This is a genomic window from Serratia sp. SA088 (genome assembly GCF_049065515.1).
GTDB classification, from domain to species: Bacteria; Pseudomonadota; Gammaproteobacteria; order Enterobacterales; family Enterobacteriaceae; genus Serratia; species Serratia nematodiphila.
On sequence record NZ_JBAKGW010000016.1, the window covers coordinates 18,636 to 34,423 of the forward strand.

Annotated in this window: 10 protein-coding genes and 2 pseudogenes; 6 read left to right on the forward strand and 6 right to left on the reverse strand. The window is 59.7% G+C overall.

From position 1 onward, the window contains the following. The first annotated feature begins 162 nt into the window (after positions 1 to 162). Both pdeH and ACOWVD_RS24780 read left to right on the forward strand, forming a co-directional pair. Positions 163 to 954 (forward strand): cyclic-guanylate-specific phosphodiesterase, encoded by a 792-nt coding sequence (gene pdeH, locus ACOWVD_RS24775; RefSeq protein WP_021505226.1) that lies wholly within the window; start codon positions 163 to 165, stop codon positions 952 to 954. 91 nt (positions 955 to 1,045) lie between these two features. Next, positions 1,046 to 3,085, forward strand: a complete 2,040-nt coding sequence (locus ACOWVD_RS24780; RefSeq protein WP_406889484.1) for an AsmA family protein — start codon at positions 1,046 to 1,048, stop codon at positions 3,083 to 3,085. Here the strand turns inward: ACOWVD_RS24780 and ACOWVD_RS24785 are convergent, their stop codons facing one another. From ACOWVD_RS24785 to yhjD, 3 genes are all read right to left on the reverse strand, one after another. Further along, positions 3,086 to 3,853, reverse strand: a complete 768-nt coding sequence (locus tag ACOWVD_RS24785) for a CDP-diacylglycerol diphosphatase (protein WP_046898889.1) — start codon at positions 3,851 to 3,853, stop codon at positions 3,086 to 3,088. 101 nt (positions 3,854 to 3,954) lie between these two features. Beyond that, complete coding sequence (locus ACOWVD_RS24790; protein ID WP_004929985.1) at positions 3,955 to 5,277, reverse strand: MFS transporter; 1,323 nt, start codon at positions 5,275 to 5,277, stop codon at positions 3,955 to 3,957. Between the two features lie 329 nt (positions 5,278 to 5,606). Further along, positions 5,607 to 6,626 carry an inner membrane protein YhjD gene (gene yhjD / locus ACOWVD_RS24795; protein WP_421105924.1) on the reverse strand — a complete coding sequence of 340 codons (1,020 nt, stop codon included), beginning with the start codon at positions 6,624 to 6,626 and terminating at the stop codon, positions 5,607 to 5,609. 341 nt (positions 6,627 to 6,967) lie between these two features. On the opposite strand from yhjD, the pseudogene ACOWVD_RS24800 reads away from it, so the two are divergent. Next, positions 6,968 to 7,829: pseudogene (locus tag ACOWVD_RS24800) on the forward strand (crotonase/enoyl-CoA hydratase family protein). A 16-nt stretch (positions 7,830 to 7,845) separates the two neighbouring features. Here ACOWVD_RS24800 and ACOWVD_RS24805 read toward each other — a convergent pair. Next, positions 7,846 to 9,329, reverse strand: a pseudogene (locus tag ACOWVD_RS24805) (EAL domain-containing protein). Between the two features lie 535 nt (positions 9,330 to 9,864). On the opposite strand from ACOWVD_RS24805, the gene spy reads away from it, so the two are divergent. After that, positions 9,865 to 10,356, forward strand: a complete 492-nt coding sequence (spy, locus tag ACOWVD_RS24810) for an ATP-independent periplasmic protein-refolding chaperone Spy (RefSeq protein WP_049241665.1) — start codon at positions 9,865 to 9,867, stop codon at positions 10,354 to 10,356. Positions 10,357 to 10,476: 120 nt separating this feature from the next. Here the strand turns inward: spy and ACOWVD_RS24815 are convergent, their stop codons facing one another. After that, positions 10,477 to 11,310 carry a phosphoenolpyruvate hydrolase family protein gene (locus tag ACOWVD_RS24815; protein WP_164096013.1) on the reverse strand — a complete coding sequence of 278 codons (834 nt, stop codon included), beginning with the start codon at positions 11,308 to 11,310 and terminating at the stop codon, positions 10,477 to 10,479. A gap of 12 nt (positions 11,311 to 11,322) precedes the next feature. Then, positions 11,323 to 12,540 (reverse strand): Tm-1-like ATP-binding domain-containing protein, encoded by a 1,218-nt coding sequence (locus tag ACOWVD_RS24820; RefSeq protein ID WP_049241669.1) that lies wholly within the window; start codon positions 12,538 to 12,540, stop codon positions 11,323 to 11,325. A 314-nt stretch (positions 12,541 to 12,854) separates the two neighbouring features. Between ACOWVD_RS24820 and ACOWVD_RS24825 the strand changes: the two genes are divergently transcribed. Together ACOWVD_RS24825 and ACOWVD_RS24830 are read left to right on the forward strand one after the other, a co-directional pair. Beyond that, positions 12,855 to 13,493 (forward strand): TetR/AcrR family transcriptional regulator, encoded by a 639-nt coding sequence (locus ACOWVD_RS24825; RefSeq protein ID WP_049241671.1) that lies wholly within the window; start codon positions 12,855 to 12,857, stop codon positions 13,491 to 13,493. Positions 13,494 to 13,971: 478 nt separating this feature from the next. Then, the coding region (locus ACOWVD_RS24830) for a S8 family serine peptidase (RefSeq protein WP_421105925.1) at positions 13,972 to 15,788 on the forward strand (1,817 nt) is incomplete at its 3' end.

Here is a 15,788-nt window from a genome sequence, read left to right on the forward strand (position 1 = left end):
TAAAACGGCGTTTTAATTTTTTATGATCGCGATCGGCGAACGCGGGCAGGACGGAGGAGAAACGGGCGGCAATTCGGCTTAAAGTTTTACGCCGCGTTGCCGATAAGCTGGGTAAAGAAACAGCGGCAGCGCTCTCACTTCCCCGCCACGGCGATAGTACCGATGATAACCAATCTGATCTCGGGTCTGCTGGCGCCCTGTTTTGCCCTCTATGCCTGCGCCAAATCGCGGCGCTACTGGCGGCAATGCCGGCGCTTGTATACCTTCCAGCCGATTTATCGCACCAGCGGCGCGCTGTTGGCGGTGGAACTGCTGACGGCGGTATATCACCCGAATGAGCCGGACAAGCGGCAATCCCCGGAACACTATTTTGCCTCGCTCGGCGTCGCCCAGCGTTTGCGGGTGGTTCAGGAACAGCTGGCGCTGTTGCAGCGCTGGCAGGCGTTGTTCACCCGCCATGCGGTGATGGTGTCGGTCAATATCGACGGCATCGCGCTGCAAGCATTACAGCGTCATAGCGCCTTGCAACGGCAGATCGCCGAGATGCCCTATCTGCGCTTCGAGCTGGTGGAGCACGCCGCAACGGCATCAAGCCGCCCGCTGCAGCAGATTGTCGGCGGCGAGCGGCTGTGGCTAGACGATTTCGGTAGCGGGCTGGCCAACTTCTCCGCCGTCGGTGCCTGGCGCTATCAATACATCAAGGTGGCGCGCGAATTGTTCACCTTGCTCAAACAGTCGGAAGAGGGGGTGCAGCTGCTCGGCACCCTGATCAAGATGATGAACCAGCACAGCGACGGGGTGATCGTCGAGGGCGTGGAAACCGAGCAGGAGTGGCGGCTGGTGCAGCGCTCCGGCGCGTTGGCCGCCCAGGGCTACTACCTTTCCCGTCCGGCGTGCTTTGAAACGCTGCACAGTGTGCCGACGCTGTTCGCCGCGCCCGGCGCGCCGGCGTGAACTCCGGCCTATCCTCAGCTAGGCTTAAACGGGGCTGCTAACTCCTTTTCCTTTCATTCGGCAGCCCGATTTATGCGCTGAGGGAGCCGCTATGACAAGAACAGGAAAGGTTTTCAGCTGGCTGGGCGGCATTGTGCTGCTGCTGATCGTCGCGCTGGCGATCTTCATCGCGACCTTCGACTGGAATCGACTCAGGCCCGCCATCAACGACAAAGTGTCGGCCGAACTGCGGCGACCGTTCGCCATTCGCGGCGATCTGGGCGTCGACTGGTCGCGTAATCCGGATGAGGGCGGCTGGCGCGCCTGGGTGCCCTGGCCGCATATTCACGCCGAAGACGTGTGGCTGGGTAACCCGAAAAACATGCCCGGCGACAGCATGGTGACGCTGCAGCGCGTCGACGCCAGCATTGCGCCGCTGGCGCTGCTGGGTAAAGAGCTGCTGATCCCGCGCATCTGGCTGAAGCAGCCGAATGCTTCGTTGCAACGCCTGGCCAACGGCGACAACAACTGGACGTTTGACCTGGCCGCCGGCCAGGATCCCAAGCAGCCGCCTTCCGACTGGTCGTTCACCGTTCATGACATCGTATTCGACAAGGGGCAGATCGCCTTTAAGGACGCCACGCTGAAGGCGGATTTCCGCGCCGTCATCGATCCGCTCGGCAAACCGTTGCCGTTCAGTGAAGTGACCGGCAAACAGGGCGGCGACAAGGCCGCGACCCCCGATTACGTTTTCGGCTGGCAGGTGAAAGGCAAATATAACGGCGAGCCGTTGAGCGGCAGCGGCAAGATTGGCGGCATGCTGTCGCTGCAGAGCGCCGATTTGCCGTTCCCGCTGCAGGCCGATGTGCGCTCCGGCAGCACCCGGGTGGTGGTCGCGGGCACCTTGTCCGATCCGCTGAACCTCGGCGGCCTGGATGTACAGCTGAAATTTTCCGGTGAAAGCCTGAGCAACCTCTATGGCCTGACCGGCGTGTTGTTGCCGAATACCCCGCCGTATGCGACCGATGGCCATCTGACCGCCCGCCTGCATCAGCCGGGCGGCGCGGTGTTTGAGTACCAGAAATTCGACGGAAAAATCGGCGACAGCGACATTCACGGCAGCTTGAAGTACGTTGCCGGTAAACCGCGGCCCACGCTGAGCGGCGCGGTGAACTCCCGGCAGCTGAGGTTGGCGGATCTGGCGCCGCTGATCGGCGCGGACTCCAACGCCGCCAAAGCCGGGCGCGGCGAAAAGAGCCGTCAGCCGGCGGATAAGGTGCTGCCGGTCGAACAGTTCGATACGCAAAGCTGGAGCAAGATGGATGCGGACGTGAAGTTTGCCGCCGCGCGCATTGAACGCGGCAGCGATTTGCCGCTGAGCGATCTGGCCACGCACCTGAAGCTGAACAATGGCGAACTGCGCCTGGATCCGCTGCGCTTCGGCATGGCGGGCGGCAGCCTGAACGCCGTCGTGCGCCTCGACGGCGGCAAAAAGCCGATGCGCGGGCAGGTGGATATGCATGCACGCAAACTTCAGCTTAAACAGCTGTTGCCGAACGTGGAGGCGATGAAGCGCAGCCTCGGGCAGATGAATGGCGACGCCAGGCTGACGGGCAGCGGCAATTCGGTGGCCGAGCTGCTGGCGACCAGCAACGGCGACCTGCGCCTGCTGATCAATAACGGGGTGATCAGCCGTAGCCTGATGGAGATCCTCGGTCTGAACGTCGGCAACTATCTGGTGGCGCAGCTGTTCGGTGACGACGTGGTGGGCATCAACTGCGCGGCGGCGGACGTCGGCATCCGCAGCGGCGTCGCCGCACCGCGACTGTTCGTGTTCGACACCGAAAACGCGGTGATCAACATCACCGGCAACACCAACCTCGCCACCGAACGGCTGGATTTATCCATCGATCCGGAAAGCAAGGGCATGCGCGTGCTGACCCTGCGATCGCCGCTGTACGTGAAAGGCACCTTCAAGCATCCGGACGCCGGGGTCAAAGCCGGGCCGCTGATCGCGCGCGGCGCGGCGGCGGTGGCGTTGGGGGCGGTGCTGACGCCGGCGGCGGCGCTGCTGGCGCTGGTCTCGCCCAGTGAAGGCGGCGAGGAGAACCAGTGCGGGCAGATCCTGCGGGAGATGAAAGGCAAAAAATAATCAGGTGCGCGGCGGCGGCGTGAGCAGCCGGCAGTCGTGATCCTGGATCTCTTCCGCCGAGGCCAGGGTGAACGGCAGCAGGCTGCGCTCGGTTGCCAGCAGCAGGAAATCCCCGTCCGGCAGCGCGGTCATCGCCAGGCCGAAGCTGCCCATGCGCCCGTCGGCGCGCGGCAGGCCGGAGGCCAGCAGGCGGAAGGCGCCCTGTTGTTCCAGTTCGGCGGGGGTCACCCGCCGCCCCAGATAGTCATGCCCCAACAGGCCGCCGGGCAGCGGTTGCCATTGCTCGATGAAATGGGGGCCGATCTGCGCCAGCCGCTGTTTTACCGCCGGCAGCAGGCAGGAGATATGAATGTGCAGCTGGTTTTGCGTGCGGCCATATTCCGAATTGATCGCCAGTGAAATATCGCCGTCGTCGATCGGTTTGCCATAGCGTTCCGCCATCACGTGGCGCGCGCGCCAGGCCTGGGCGAAGAAATTCGGCGTGGCGGCGTCCAGCACCGCCGGGCTTTCGATACCGGTGATTTTGGCGCTGGGCATCAGCAGGTATTGCAGCGGCCCGTTGCGATCTTTAAACACCACGAAACCGGCCTGCACATCCACCTGCGCGCAGGGCGCCGGGTTGTCGTGCGCCTGCTGATTGGGCAGACATTGCTGGCTGACGATGCGCCACAGCGCATCGGGATGGTCGGGTTTCAACCCGTAAAAGAGCGCGATGGCGATAGCCGCCAGCAGCGCCACGCAGACAAATACCCCACGACGCAGAGACATCGGCCGATCCTGTTACCGAGAGAAACATTCAGCATAGCCCGGTTTTATGACAGGAAACGAACACCGCGTGCGGCCCCCCGCAGTGAGAGGGCCGTAGGGGATCACAGCGACTGATGGCGGGTTTCTTTCATCAGCAGCAGGGCCAGCAGCGTCAGCCCGGCCATCGCCGCCAGGTACATGCCGACGTAGAACAGCCCGTAGTGGGCCGCCAGCCAAGTGGCGATATAAGGCGCCACGGACGCGCCGAGGATCGACGCGACGTTGTAGGAGAACGATGCGCCGGTATAGCGCACTTCGGTAGGGAACAGCTCCGGCAGCAGCGCGCCCATCGGGCCAAAGGTCAGCCCCATGATGCTCAGGCCGCACAGCAGGAAGCCCATCACCAGCGCCTGGTTGCCGGAACCCAGCAGGGTCGGGAACAGGAACGCGAAGCCGATCATCAGCAGGGTAATGGCGATCATGGTCTTGCGGCGGCCGAACGCGTCCGCCAGCAGACCGGCGATCGGCACCATCACGCCGAAACCGATCACCGCCACCATCAGCATCCACAGGAAGCTGTTGCGGGAGTAACCGAGCCCGAGCGGCTGCGGCGCGGTGCCGTAGGTCATCGAATACACCGTCATCAGATAAAACAGCGTGTAGGTCGCCAGCATGATGAAGGTGCCGAGGATGGTGGCTTTCAGATGCTTGCTCAGCAGCGTGCCGAGCGGCACTTTCACCTGTTTGCCGGCCTTGGCCACTTTGGCGAACACCGGCGTTTCATGCAGCGATACCCGCACGTACAGGCCAATCAGCACCAGCGCCGCGGAGAGGATGAACGGCACGCGCCAGCCCCATTCCATAAACTGCTGGTCGCTCAGCAGCCACGAGAGCAGCAGGAAGGTGCCGTTGGCGAAGAAGAAACCGATAGGCGCCCCTAACTGGGGGAAGGAGCCGTACAGCGCGCGCTTTTTGGCCGGCGCGTTCTCCGTCGCCAGCAGGGCTGCGCCGCCCCATTCACCGCCCAGCCCCAGCCCCTGCCCAAAGCGCGCCAGCGCCAGCAGGATCGGGGCGAAGATGCCGATGGTTTCATAGCTCGGCAGCAGGCCGATCAGCACGGTGGAAATCCCCATGGTCAGCAGCGAGGCGACCAGCGTCACCTTGCGCCCCACGCGATCGCCGAAGTGGCCGAACAGCGCAGAGCCGATAGGGCGCGCGACAAAGGCGACGGCGAAGGTGGCCAGCGACTGCAGCGTCGCGGTGGTCGGGTCGCCCTGCGGGAAGAAGATGTGCGGGAACACGATCACCGCGGCGGTGGCGTAGATGTAGAAGTCGAAGAACTCGATGGCGGTGCCGACCAGCGAGGCGACGATGACTTTCCCGCGGGAGTTCACCGGTGTGGACGCGTCGTCGGCGTCGAGTGGGGGTGCGATGGTGGCTTGCATATCTATTTCTTATTGTTGGAGGGGGTAAAAATCCATCTTAGTGACAGCATTCCGCCTTTTCAACGCTGGAACTCTGGGCTGCGCCGCCACTAACCGGTTAAAAAGACTAATGTTTTACCTGGCTTGTTTTCTGTAGCGTTAAACGTTGAGAAATGGGGTTCATGCAGCGGGAATGGCTGTAAAAACGGGAAAGAAAAGTGATTGGGTAGTTTGTTATGCTGGTTTTTCGAATGCCATGCCGCATGATTTAGAGGGATTGACTGGTTTTATGCTTATTAACCAGAGGAAAGTGCCGGCGCGTGCGATAACACCGGCACGATTGCATGGCTTCAGCGCGCCGGCGGCTCGCGTTCCGGCAAGGCTTTGTCGCCTTGGTAGTCGGCCGTTGCGATCCAGGCGGCGCAAAACAGCGTCAGGCGGGCGAAGAAGTAGAAGAACGCCATCAGCCCGATCACCGAGCCGAAGGCCGCGCCGGAAGGCGATTTCGCCACCTGCGGCAGCGTCATCGTCATCACGAACTTGATCACCTCAAAGCCGATAGCCGCAAGCAAGGTGCCGCGCAGCAGCGCTTTTTTCTTCGGTTTGTGGCGCGGCAGCATCCAGAAAATCCACAGGAACAGCAGATAGTTGGCGAAAATCGAGATCGACAGTGCGATCGTCGTCAGCGCCGGCCGCAGCCATTCGATGCCGTCCAGCCCCAGCGCGTTGACGATCGCCGCCTGCGCCGACCCGGCGACCGAGGTCAGCGACAGCGTGATGATCAGCGCGACCACCAGGCCGGTCAGCGAGATGAAGTCGCGGGTGTACTTGAAATAGATTTTCTCCTGATCCTGCGGATTGCGCTCCCAGACGTCACGCGACTGCGCGCGGATCGCTTCGCGCAGGTTGCCCATCCAACTGATGCCGGAATAGAGCGCCAGCGCCAGGCCGGTCAACCCCACGGTGGTGCGCTGCTGAATGGCGGTGTTGACGGTGTTCTTCAGCGTGCTGGCCAGCGTCGGATCGCTGATGCTGCCGACGATCCGGTTGATCAAGCGGGCCAGCAGATCCGGGTTGGAAGCTAGCACGAAACCGGCGGCGGCGAACGACACCATCAGGATCGGGATCAGCGAGAGGAATGAAAAATAGGTGATGGCGGCGCCGAACTGGCTGCCCAGCCGATCGTTAAAGCGTTCGGCGGCGCGCAGCAAGTGCGCCACGCTCGGCCAGGCTTTGATGCGTTCAATCAGACGTGAAAAACCACTGATGCGGCGGTCGAGCGTCTCATGGCCGGTCTTGATGGCGATAAGCGACTTCGGCGGCGTGTCTTGTGCGGGCTGGCGGCGTTCCTGGTCTGATCCTGTAGGCATTACTTCACGATTTCCTTAACGTTAAACGGCATGTATCAGCGTTGATTATAGCCAAAGCCCTGCGGTGTTTTGAGCGCCGGGGCGGCAAACGGTCAATTTCCGAGCTTAACGCGTTAGCGCCCGGCATGAAATGCCGGGGATGGTGCGATAGGTAAAATTCCTATGAAAACCCCGTGACGCCTCGGTTTTTTTCACTTCTCTACCTCCAATTTTTATCTGTTTCGTCGGTGAGAAAGCGTTTACTCATGATGTGGCGTCGCGCTTTGCCGCTCGCCGCTCCGCTGCAGCCGTAGGGGCTGGAACGGTCTTATCCGTCATCAACAGAAAAACGGGAAGGTCTTATGAAATTGCTTAATCACCCCACCTGTCGTCCGTTTACCGAAGCGGGCAATCTGTCGCAGCTTTCCGCCTACTATGAAGAGGGTCGGCACATTATGTGGATGCTGCTGCGCGCCGCGCCCCTGCTTCAACCGGGCGCTGATCGAAGGCATCATGACGCTGGCGCAGGCGGCGAAGGGGCCTTCGCTGCGGTTCGATTTCTGGGTCACCGGCTCGCTGGTGCCGAACATGTTCAACGTCGGCGGCGATCTGCAGTTCTTCGCTGAAGCGCTCAAAAACCGCAAGCGCGAGGCGGTGATGGCCTACGCGCGGGCCTGTATCGACTGTGTGCATGCCGCGGCGCGTGGTTTCGACACCGGCGCGGTCAGCATTGCAATGGTCGAAGGTAGCGCGCTGGGCGGCGGTTTTGAAGCGGCGCTGGCGCACCATTTCGTGTTGGCGCAGAACAATGCGCGCATGGGGTTCCCGGAGTTCGCGTTCAACCTGTTTCCCGGTATGGGCGGTTACTCGTTGGTGGCGCGCAAGGCGGGCATGCGCTTGGCCGAGGCGCTGATTTGGGGCGGCGAGTCGCACACCGCAGAGTGGTTCGAGAGCCGCGGGCTGGTGGATCAGCTATTTCAGCCCGGCGACGCTTACCTGGCGACGCGCACCTTTATCGATACCATCCGGCCGAAACTCAACGGCATGCGCGCCATGCTGCGGGCGCGTCAGCGCGTATTGCAACTGACGCGTTCCGAGCTGATGGATATTACCGAGGATTGGGTCCACTCGGCCTTCACCATTGAGGAAAAAGATCGCGCCTACATCGAGCGGCTGGTGATGTTGCAGGATCGCCACACCCTGAACCTGCGTCTTGCCGGCTAACGTTAACGCGCCAGCCTCACGCGGAAGCTGAGCGCGGGCGATAGGACTGCAGCCAATGCTCCAGCTGTTCCGGGAGCATTGGCCGCGCAAACAGAAAGCCCTGTTTTTCGTCCACGCCGACCTCGTCGAGGAACTGATTTTCGCTCTCGGTCTCCACCCCTTCGGCGATCACGCGGAAGGCCAGCGCCTCCGCCGCCGCGACGATCGCGCGCACCAGCGATTGCGATACCGGGTTGAAATTCACCCCGCGCACGAAGCTTTTATCCAGCCTGATGGCGTCCAGAGGAATACGCGCCAGCTGCGCCAGCGACGAATAGCCGGTGCCGAAGTCGTCGAGATGCACCTGCGCGCCCAGTTCGCGTAGTCGGGTGATCAGCGCGCGCGGTTCTCGTCTTCAATCAGGCTGCTCTCGGTCAGCTCGAAGTCCAGCAGGCAGGGGGCCATGCGATGGCGGCGCAGCACCGCGAGCAGCTCGTTGACGATGCCGTCGTCGGCCAGCTGCCGGGCGGAGAGGTTGACCGCTACCCGCAGGTTCAATCCCTGCTCTTGCCACTGCGCCGCCTGGCCGGCGGCGGTCTGCAGCACCCATTGACCCAGCGGGCCGATCAGGCCGGACTCCTCGGCGTAGGAGATGAACTGCAGTGGCGGGATCAGGCCGCGCTCCGGCGAATCCCAGCGCACCAGCGCTTCCACGCTGTGCACTTCGCCGCTGCGCGCGTCGATTTTAGGCTGGTAATACAACACCAGCTGATTTTGCTCCAGCCCTTTGCGCAGATTGGTGTCCAGCCACATGTACTCGGCAACGCGTTTGTTCATCTCCGGCGAAAAGACGGTATAGGTGCGTTTGCCGTGCTCCGGGCACAGCGCGATGCCGATCGAACAACCGGTATACACCTCAATCAAGCCGATGCGGAAAGGGGTCTTCAACCTGTCGATAATGCGCTGCGCCAGCGTTTGCAGGCGCTCGCGATCGGTCTGCGGCGCCAGCACCAGAAATTCGTCGCCGCCGAGGCAGCGGCTTCTTCCGGGCTCATAAATAGCTGGAAAACGTTTTTGCCGATCGCCTCGTGTTCGTGCAGCCCGGCGTACTCCTCGCTCAGCCGGTTGAAACGCTGAATACGGCTGTGCTGATCGACGATTACGATCACCGAGTTGGCTTCGGATACCATTTGTTCGGTGAAGGATAGACCGTGCACCAGATCGCGCGCCACGGATTGGGTGTCGCTGAAGGCGGAAGCGGTGTCCGCCCATTCGAGACGGTTGACGCGGCGCCCCACCAGATGCAAATGCAGCGGTTCACCGGCTAGCGTAATGGTCAGCTCAAGGCTGGCGGTGACGCCGGTCAGACGGCGAATTTTCGCCGCTTCCATGGCGCTGAGCGCTACCGCGACGTTTAACGGCGGACAGCTCCAGGGTATTACTGTCAAACGCCAGCCGCCAGTGGGGGCTTTGGGTGCCGAAGTGAGCGCTAAGAAGCTCAGGGCCTTGGTCTGCGGGCATGACGATTCCTCAAAAGAGCACGGTCGGCCGGTCGGCGCAGCTCCGGGGAGCCTGCTGGTCCGAAAGCGATCGCCGTACGCATCTATGCATCATATAACAGGTTTTTACAGGCGGGGCGGGTGATGGAAACTATTACATAAGCAATGATGAGTTTTACGGTGTCAACGTCGCCCGGCGGCCGCTTGCCTTAAAGTGTAGGGGAACATCGGATCGTGTGATGCTTGTACTGATTTTTCCCGCTATCGGAAAACGGTTGATGCAAGGTTGCCGTGCAGGCGAGTAAATTATAACGGTAAGGGGAAAACGGGAAAATAACTCCGCCGGGGGGATTCTTGCCGGGAAATTAAAATTTCCATCAAATAAACGCCATCTTCATAGTTTTCTCATAATTGGTGAATAAATCCGAGACGGGTTTTAAAAAGTTTACACACCCTCGCATTACTTGAAATTTATCCGCCTATTATTATCTCCGACGACGAGTGAGCCTGTTAACGTACAGCGCTCCTGATGAAGAAAAACTTTTAAGGAAATGATTATGCGTAAATTGACGGCTTTATTTATTGCTTCCACGCTGGCTCTGGGGTCTGCTTCCGCGGCGTTCGCCGCCGATACGGCGACGGCCCCGGCGGCGGATGCGGCGCCGATGAAAATGATGCATCACAAGGGTGAAGGCAAAGGCGGCCCGTTCGCCGGGCTGAACCTGACCGAGCAGCAGCGCCAGCAGATGCGCGATATCATGAAAGAGTCGCACCAGAAGCGCGGGCCGGGCATGAAAGAGGAGCGCCAGGCGCTGCACAATCTGGTCGCTTCCGACAGCTTTGACGAAGCGAAGGCGAAGGCGCAAATTGACGCGATCGGCAAAGCGCAATCCGAACGCATGCTGGCACGCGCCAAAGCGGAAAATAAAATGTATAACCTGCTGACGCCTGAGCAGAAAAAACAATACAATGAGAATTATCAGAAACGCGAACAAAAGATGATGGACCATATGAATAAAATGAAGGAGCAGATGTCCTCCGGTCAGTAATATCCGCTCGCGGTGAATAAAAAAGGGCCAGACTATTTGTCTGGCCCTTTTGCTTACCTCACTACACGTTCCGTTAAATAACGGGTTTTCCCTGGTGTTGTGCGCGAGTAAAAAAGTCTGTTAACCTTTATTGATATTTTTGAATTGTCGGGTTGTTTCCGTCAAAGCCACTTCGGTGGGCAAGCGCTCCATGGAGCTGGCACCATAGAATCCGTTGACTAAAGGGCAGTGTTGCATGATGTAGGCTGCATCCTCTGGCGTTGCGATAGGGCCGCCATGACACAGAACGATCACATCTTCGCGCACGCGTTTCGCGGCTTGAGCCCACGCGTTGATCAGGGGAACGCAACCCGCCAGCGTCAGCGCCGTTTCCGCACCGATATTGCCACCGGTGGTCAGCCCCATATGCGGTACGATGATGTCGGCGCCGGCCTGCGTCATCGCGACGGCATCTTCTGCGCTGAACACATAAGGTGTGGTCAGCAGATCCTTTTCATTCGCCAGGCGAATCATGTCGACTTCCAGCGCATAACCCATGCCGGTTTCTTCGAGATTGGCGCGGAAATTGCCGTCGATCAGACCCACCGTCGGGAAATTCTGTACGCCGGAGAAACCGATCGCCTTGATGTCATCCAGGAATTTATCGAACTGACAGAACGGATCGGTACCATTGATCCCGGCTAAGACCGGCGTGTGTTTGACGACCGGCAACACCTCTTTCGCCATATCCATAACGATGTCGTTAGCATTGCCGTAGGCCAGTAAACCCGCCAGAGAACCTCTGCCCGCCATGCGGTAGCGGCCCGAGTTATAAATGACGATCAGATCGATGCCGCCGGCTTCCTCACATTTTGCTGAGAGGCCGGTTCCGGCCCCACCGCCGATGATCGGCTCGCCACGGGCAATCATTTCTCTGAATTGAATCAGCAGTTCCTGACGGGTATTTTTAGCCATGTTTAGCTCCAATCAAAAATGAGCGATCTCCCTGAACTGTTGCACGGCGAAGGCGGCAAAGCGGGGATCGTTGATGTTATAAGGGGTCTTGATCAGGCGGCGTTTTTCCGTGACGCGCAATGTAGTTTCCAACGCGTCGGTAAAGGCGGCCAGCGCCTCCGGATCCCAAAACGGTTGCCCTGGCGCATCCAGTGCGGAAACGCCGCCCTCGGGTATCAGGAAACGCACATCGCCTTCGCAAGCATTGAGCTTGCCGCCGATCCAACGGCCCATCAGCGCATTCTCTTCCGGCGTAGTGCGCATCAGCGTGACTTGGGCATTGTGCTGATAAAATTGGCGCTGAGCGTATCGAGCGGGAATGCTGTCCGGGTGGGAAAAGTTCACCATATCCAGGGCGCCACAGGATATCACGCAGGGAATGCCGGTGCGCGCGAGAGCGCCAAAACGATCCTCGCTGCACGCCAGTACGCCGCCGAACAGGTAGTCACAAACTTCGGTGGTGGTCAGATCCAATACGCCGTCCAGCAAATGGCTATCGATCAGTTTTTCCATCGCTCTGCCGCCGCTGCCGGTGGCATGAAACACCAGGCAATCCAGGCTCTCTTCGAGCGCCGCCGTGGCGGTTTGAATACAGGGGGTGGTCACACCGAACATCGTGAGGCCGACGGCCGGTTTGCTGTCGACGGTCGCTTGAGCGGCGAAGCGAACGGCGCCGGCGATTTGATGCGCTGCGTTGCCCAGCACGGTGCGGGAGATGCGGTTCAACCCGGCGACGTCAGTGACGGAATACATCATGCAGATATCGCTGGCTCCGACATACCCGGAGACGTCACCGGAGGCCATGGTGGAAACCATCAATTTAGGTAAACCGATCGGCAGCTGTTGCATCGCGGGGGTGATCAATGCGGTACCGCCGGAACCGCCTAATCCGAGAATTGCAGCGACGTTACGGCGCGACAGCATGAACCTTTCAAACGCCTGCGCCATAGCGGCAATCGCCTTGCCTCGATCGCCACAAAAGACGGCGCGTTCGCCATCAGGATGGCAGTGAGCGACAGTAGCGGCGGAGATATCGGCCTGGTAGCTGCCGGGTGCTAACGGTTGGGTGGAAAGATCGACGGTCAGCGTGGGTAACCCGGTTTCGGCGATCAGGCTGCGCACATAAGCCAATTCCCGTCCTTTGGTATCCGCTGTGGTTGCAACGTAAATCACTGCCTGATTGTCGTTCATTAGCCTCTTCCTGACGTAGGGTTCAGATGGCCGACACGCTGATTTATAATTTATATTTTAATATGTTAGTAAAAATGAATTCCCTGGTGCTGACTAAGAGTGCTGAGCGTAGTCGGTGAATTCCTCATCATAATGAGACGGTAGTATCATTTGTGCAAGTCTAATTCGTATCGAATGAGATGAAAGTCTCATTTTCGACGTGAGGGAAAGCGAGCCCGGCGTACGTCGCATGGCGTAATAGCTGACAAGTTTGTTACAGTGGACTTTATTCGCCAAGTCTATGTTAGACGGGCGTAGAGAAAGAAGAGGTTGCTGTGCCATTAACCGTATCTACCCGCTTGACTCATATCCGGGCCAGAACTCGTAAGCTGTTGCTTGACAGCGCAATGGAATTGTTCGATGGCGGTGCCTTTCCTTCGATAACGGAGTTGGCTCAACATGCGCAAGTTTCGCGTGCGACAGCTTACCGTTACTTCCCTACGCAAAGCGATTTGATCACTGCCGTTGTGGCTGAAAGTCTGGGGCCCATTTTGGAGTGGCAGCCGAAAGACGACAGCGCTGAAGCGCGGATACTGCAGCTGCTCAGCTTTGCTTATCCGCAAATGGAACAGCATGAGGGGGCGCTGCGAGCGGCCCTGCAGCTTTCGTTGCAGCAGTGGGCGCTGGCTCGGTCCAACACCGATAAACCGGGTGAGAAGCTGGTGCGCGGCAACCGCAAGCGCCTGTTGGCGCTGGCGGTAGAACCGTTACAGGGCAAACTGCCGCCGGACTCTCTGCAGAGAGTGATTCATGCTTTCTCGCTGATTTACGGCTCGGAGGTGTTTCTGGTGCTGAAAGATATCTGGGGGCTGGAGCTTGGGAGCATTCAGGATGTCACGCAATGGATGGCCAAAGCCATTCTGCGTCAGGCGGAAGAGGACGCGACGAACTGCAAAAAAACATCAGCAGGATAATCCAATTTTTGCCGATGGCTGAGTGATAAACCAGCATAATTCACTGAGTGAATATTGGCAAAATTTATAATTAAAAGTGATAAAAGACGCCTGTTAAGCACTTTTCAGGCGATCTCCCCCTTCGATTTTGTCTGATTTATATCTTTATTTATCAATTTGTTAAATTTGACTCTCTCGCTTGCGAACGCCGCTTAGACACCGTGCAATATCATTGTCCTTTCTTATCGCTTCTCGCCTGATTCACCCCTGAAACATTCTCTCCTCCCGTCGAACTGCCGGATGACACATTAAGCGCACTTGAGATTGTTGTGCTTTATTTATTTGGTGTTACCAAACTGTTACACAAAAAATCTTATAAAACATTTGCAAACAACAACGGACGGTATCTGGGATGGAGAAGAAACGTAGAGGAGTCAAATCCGCTCGGGCGGCCTTCGGCTGGCCTGAAATCGGAGTTCATCGCGCACAATGGAGCGCGATGCTGATCTGCCTGACGGCGATTGGCGGGGCGCAGGCCTCCAGCTATATAGAGAACGGCCAGGCGGGCGATCCGGCCAGCTGGCGCAGCAGCGAGTTCAATGCAGAATGGGGGTTGGGGGCGATCCACGCCGACCAGGCCTACGCCGCCGGTTATACCGGAAAAGGCATCAAACTCGGCATTTTCGATCAGCCGGTTTACGCCAAGCACCCGGAGTTCGCCGGTGAGAATAAGGTGATCAATCTGGTTACCGAAGGCATCCGTGAATATACCGATCCCTATATTCCGGTGAAAAAAGGCGATGATTTCCGCTATGACGGCACGCCGAGCGTGGATTCCGATGGCACGCTCGGTTCGCACGGCACCCACGTGGGCGGCATCGCCGCCGGCAGCCGAGACGGCGGCGCCATGCACGGCGTGGCGTTCAACGCGCAGATCATCAGCGCGGAAAACGGCGATCCCGGCCCGGAGGACGGCATCATCCTCGGCAACGACGGCGCGGTGTATAAGGCCGGTTGGGATGCGCTGGTGGCCAGCGGCGCGCGCATTATCAACAACAGCTGGGGCATCGGCATTACAGATAAATTCGCCAAGGGCGGTAAGAACCCGGCTTATCCGCATTTCACCGTTGACGATGCGCAAAAGCAGTTCGATCAGATCAAACAGATCCTCGGCACCAACCCCGGGGGCGCCTATCAGGGCGCGATCGACGCGGCCCGCAGCGGCGTGGTCACCATCTTCGCCGCCGGTAACGATTACAACCTGAACAATCCGGACGCCATGGCCGGCCTGGCCTATTTTGTGCCGGAGATTGCGCCGAACTGGCTGTCGGTCGCCAGCTTGCAGGATCCGACCAATACCGGCGATTACAGCATCAGCACCTTCTCTTCTCGCTGCGGTTATACCGCCAGCTTCTGCGTCTCGGCGCCGGGCACCCGGGTATACAGCTCGGTAATCGAAGGCACCAGCCTAGAGAATCTGACAACCGGCTACGCCAAATACAGCGGCACCTCGATGGCGGCGCCGCACGTGGCCGGCAGCGTCGCGGTGCTGATGGAGCGTTTCCCGTATCTGAGTGGCGCACAGGTGGCGGAAGTGCTGAAAACCACCGCCACCGATATGGGCGCGCCGGGCATCGACGCGCTCTACGGCTGGGGGATGATCAACCTGGGCAAGGCCATCAACGGCCCGGGCATGTTGGTGACTGCCGAAGATATTCCTGCGGAGTTCCGTATTCCGGATCCGACGGGGGTGGCTTACGGCACGACCCAGTTTGTGGTGGATCTGCCGGGCGTTGGCGCGGTGCTGGACAAGGGTAAACCGACCGAGCGCGTCTGCAGCGATGTGCTGTGCGGCCTGGATTTTTGGAGCAACGACATCTCCGGCCATGGCGGCCTGACCAAACAGGGTATCGGCACGTTGGTACTGACCGGTAACAACACCTATGCCGGCCCGACGCTGGTTAATCAGGGGCGACTGGCGATCAACGGCTCGGTCACCTCGGATGTCAGCGTACAGAGCGGCGGCATCGTCGGCGGCAGCGGCACGGTCGGTTCGCTGACCGCCCGCCGCGGCGGCACCGTGGCGCCGGGCAACTCGATCGGCACCCTGAACGTGGCCGGCAACGTCAGTTTCGAGCCGGGTTCGCGCTACGCGGTGGAAGTGGGCCCGAACGGCCAGAGCGATCGGATCCAGAGCAGCGGCTCGGCGACGATCGGCGGCGGCGAGGTGGCGGTCACGCTGGAGAACAGCCCCAATCTGCTGACGGAGAGCGAGGTGCGCAGCCTGCTGGGCCAGCAGTACACCATCCTGAGCGC

Excerpts from the sequence above, each read along its gene's own strand:
- pdeH (WP_021505226.1), top strand. The coding sequence starts at position 163 with ATGATAACCAATCTGATCTCGGGTCTGCTGGCGCCCTGTTTTGCCCTC.
- ACOWVD_RS24820 (WP_049241669.1), bottom strand. The coding sequence starts at position 12,540 with ATGAACGACAATCAGGCAGTGATTTACGTTGCAACCACAGCGGATACC.
- spy (WP_049241665.1), top strand. The coding sequence starts at position 9,865 with ATGCGTAAATTGACGGCTTTATTTATTGCTTCCACGCTGGCTCTGGGG.
- ACOWVD_RS24785 (WP_046898889.1), bottom strand. The coding sequence starts at position 3,853 with ATGTCTCTGCGTCGTGGGGTATTTGTCTGCGTGGCGCTGCTGGCGGCT.
- yhjD (WP_421105924.1), bottom strand. The coding sequence starts at position 6,626 with ATGCCTACAGGATCAGACCAGGAACGCCGCCAGCCCGCACAAGACACG.
- ACOWVD_RS24790 (WP_004929985.1), bottom strand. The coding sequence starts at position 5,277 with ATGCAAGCCACCATCGCACCCCCACTCGACGCCGACGACGCGTCCACA.
- ACOWVD_RS24815 (WP_164096013.1), bottom strand. The coding sequence starts at position 11,310 with ATGGCTAAAAATACCCGTCAGGAACTGCTGATTCAATTCAGAGAAATG.
- ACOWVD_RS24780 (WP_406889484.1), top strand. The coding sequence starts at position 1,046 with ATGACAAGAACAGGAAAGGTTTTCAGCTGGCTGGGCGGCATTGTGCTG.